Source organism: Nostoc sp. (assembly GCF_035638895.1).
Lineage (GTDB): Bacteria > Cyanobacteriota > Cyanobacteriia > Cyanobacteriales > Nostocaceae > Nostoc.
Genome location: NZ_DASQZC010000508.1, coordinates 1 through 3,062 on the forward strand (window position 1 = coordinate 1; position 3,062 = coordinate 3,062).

The 3,062-nt window shown below is 41.2% G+C and carries 2 protein-coding genes and 1 pseudogene; all 3 read left to right on the plus strand.

Translation table 11 applies throughout. The features are described 5' to 3' along the window. Positions 1 to 448, plus strand: a pseudogene (locus tag VE944_RS25570) (hypothetical protein); the annotation flags it as partial. Positions 449 to 759: 311 nt separating this feature from the next. Continuing rightward, complete coding sequence (locus tag VE944_RS25575; protein ID WP_324983739.1) at positions 760 to 1,881, plus strand: hypothetical protein; 1,122 nt, start codon at positions 760 to 762, stop codon at positions 1,879 to 1,881. Beyond that, positions 1,878 to 3,062: hypothetical protein (locus tag VE944_RS25580; protein WP_324983742.1), on the plus strand; the 1,185-nt coding region annotated here is incomplete at its 3' end. The genes VE944_RS25575 and VE944_RS25580, both read left to right, overlap by 4 nt.

Here is a 3,062-nt window from a genome sequence, read left to right on the forward strand (position 1 = left end):
ATTGAAGGATTCACTTAAGGACGATTATTCTTATCCTGTCGCCCAAGAAAAAGCACAGAAGTTGGAACGTGACCTAGCTTTGGCTTCTGTCGCTAGCGTCGTCAGCCTTACGGGACAGCAGCAAACTCAAGAAAAAATTGATACTACTGCACAAATCGCCCAGCAAGCAAAAGATATTTCTGATGAAGCTCAGAACATGGATGCCTCTCAAAACGTTCTCAAAGCGATCGCCGCTCAGAACGGCTTAATTGTGTCGATGTTAGCAGAACAACGTACTGATTCGCTATTAGCCCGACAGGACAATGCTTACTCTAACTTGATGCTGACGCAAGTGGCAGATCATCTTGACTCCCAACGGAAAAAGGAAAACTCCGAAGAAGATGGCAGATTGTCTCTACTACATGAAGTCGTACTTAATGCACGGCTAGATCCTACTTCTGCTGACTGATTAAAAGGGTATAGAAACGAATGGCACGCTTGTTAAGCTGAAGAGTATGCAGCGTAAGGATGCTCCAGGGGCAGGGGGCAAGGGTGCAGAGGGGAATTTCTAAACTGTCCGTTCGCAATACCTAAAACTTCTTCTTTCTCCTCTGCTCCTCTGCACCCCTGTTGCCTCACCGATTTTCCCTTTACAAGCGTGCCATTCGGTATAGAAACACAGTAGGAAGTAAAGTTACAAGAGCTTTTCCCTCCTATAGAAACAATCAACTAGCGTTCAAATGTCTGACAAAATTACTGTATTGAGCAAGGATTCAAATCATGTTTTTACTAGCCCAACTAGATGGTGGTGATTTAGCTGATTTAGCAAAAGAAAATGCAGCTTCAATAGCTCAAGGATTTGATGAGCTTTGGAACGAAACTATTACAGGTGGTGTTTATTCAGCAATTTGTACAGTCGGAGCTTTATTTGCTGTAGCAACACTAACTTTCTTCGTCGTTGAATGGACAAAAAAAATGATGGCGGGGGAAGAGCAAAGAGCTTATACAGACTTTATTTGGCCGTTAATAGTTGTCTATCTCCTAAGTAATAGCGGAGATGCTTTAGGAAAATCAACTTTGGGAATTAGAAACTACATAAATAATGTAAATAATATAGTTCTTAGTAAGGCTGCTGCGGGGGTTGACCTTAAGCAAGCGTTTGAAAGTGCATTAGGAACTGAAGCAGCACGTAGCGCTATTGGTATTGCTGTAAATAAATGTAGAAATTCATCTTTAAGTCAACAAGAACAAATCAACTGTTTGAATCAAGCTAAAGAATATTTAACCAAAAAATATCCAGATAAATTTAACAAGAATAATGGAGTTTTCTCTTGGTTTATAGATGCGGTTGATGGCACTATGGATGCTTTTAATGATGTGAAAGATGGTCAAGCAAACGGAATTGATTTAATTTTATCTCCCATTAATGCTTTTGTTGGGTCTGCTGTTACTGACATAGTTACGATAATTTTAGTCGGAATGAATGGGGCTTATCAATGGGGAATTGAATTGACTATGCTCGTAACAGCACTGCTGGGGCCTATAGCTGTTGGTGGTTCTCTGCTACCTTACGGAGCTAAATCAATTTACAGTTGGTTAGTAGGATATTTCAGTGTAGGTTTTGGCAAGCTCTGCTTCAATATCATTGTTGGTTTCGCCGGGCAATTAGTCGCTGATTCTAAATCTTATCAGCCAATGTTCTTCCTATTTACAATTGGTATAATTGCGCCATTCTTAGCTACAGGTTTAGCGGCTGGTGGTGGCATTTCTGTTTCTTCAATTTCTAATCCAGAATATATCCCAGCTAATACCACTGAGTTAGCTAAGAAGATTTATGCAGCCCGTCGCGCCGGGTTAGAAATTACAGAAATTGTAGATTTAAACTTCGGGAGAAGAAAATGAGTGAAAACAACGGTAAAGGGTCTGTATTAACTATAGACAAACTACTGAGTATAGGTGATGCTGACCACAAAAATAACCCTGATAAACAGCTAGAAGCGGAAAGTTTATTAGTTCCTACTAAGCACAATTTTGTCACTTCTCCTTGGTCAAGACTAGCAATAATTGCTGTCCCTTTTGGAGTTGGATTTTTAGCTATATTTTTGATGCTCAATGGCATTTTCAATCCCGCACCAGCACCAAAGATTGCTCAAAAGCCAGGGGAAACTATTACTGCTACAGAACAAACACAAGATAATGAGGGGGATGGTGACGCTCGTGCAAAACTAGCTCTGTCGGATCAAGAAGATGAGTTAGGTCGCATTAACAAAAATAAATTTGACCAACCAGCGCCAGTACCAGTTTCAGTAAACCAAAAGGTTGTGCCATCTAGCCCACCATCTCCACGACCTGCGCCACGGACTGTTCAAAATACACAACCACGTCGCCTAACTCAGACTGCATCACAACCAATTAGAACCTATACTCAGCCACCAACACGCACGAGTTTTTCTTCAAGATCCTCTATAGGAGCGCGGACAGTAACGCCCCAAGATCCCCTTGAGCAATTGAACAAACTCCGTGGCATCGGTTCTTACGGCAAAATCGCATACGCCGAAGCTAGCACCAGTAAACAATCTTCATTAGATCCATATCTTGCTCAAGCTCAAGCAATTCAAAATCAACCGAATGAGCAAAATGAACAAACAAATACAAATAATTTTGACCAAACCACGCCGCAAAACTCAAGCGAGTCGATTGAAAAGATTCGCCCCAGGTGGCAAGCGACTTCTAAAGTTAACAAGATTACTTTAGCTAACAATTATTTACCTCAAGAAAGCCAAATTCTCCAAGGTAAACAAACTCGTTATTTGACAGTTGGTACTGTTGCTACTGGTGTGATTGTTACCCCATTAGTTCAAACCACAGTTAATAATTCAGGACTTGGACAGACACAAACACCAACCTCTAATAACACTAAGTCTATTGCTCTCCTGCAAGAGGATTTACGCGATAACTATGGGCAAGTGGCAATCCCAAAAGGTACTTTATTGGCAGTCGAGTTAGCCTCAGTTGATGGCGGCAGTTACGCTGTCGCTTCTGTTCGGGGCATCATCAAAGATAATACAGAATATCCGATTTCT

Coding starts and splice junctions, on each gene's coding strand:
- VE944_RS25575 (WP_324983739.1), top strand. CDS start 760: ATGTTTTTACTAGCCCAACTAGATGGTGGTGATTTAGCTGATTTAGCA.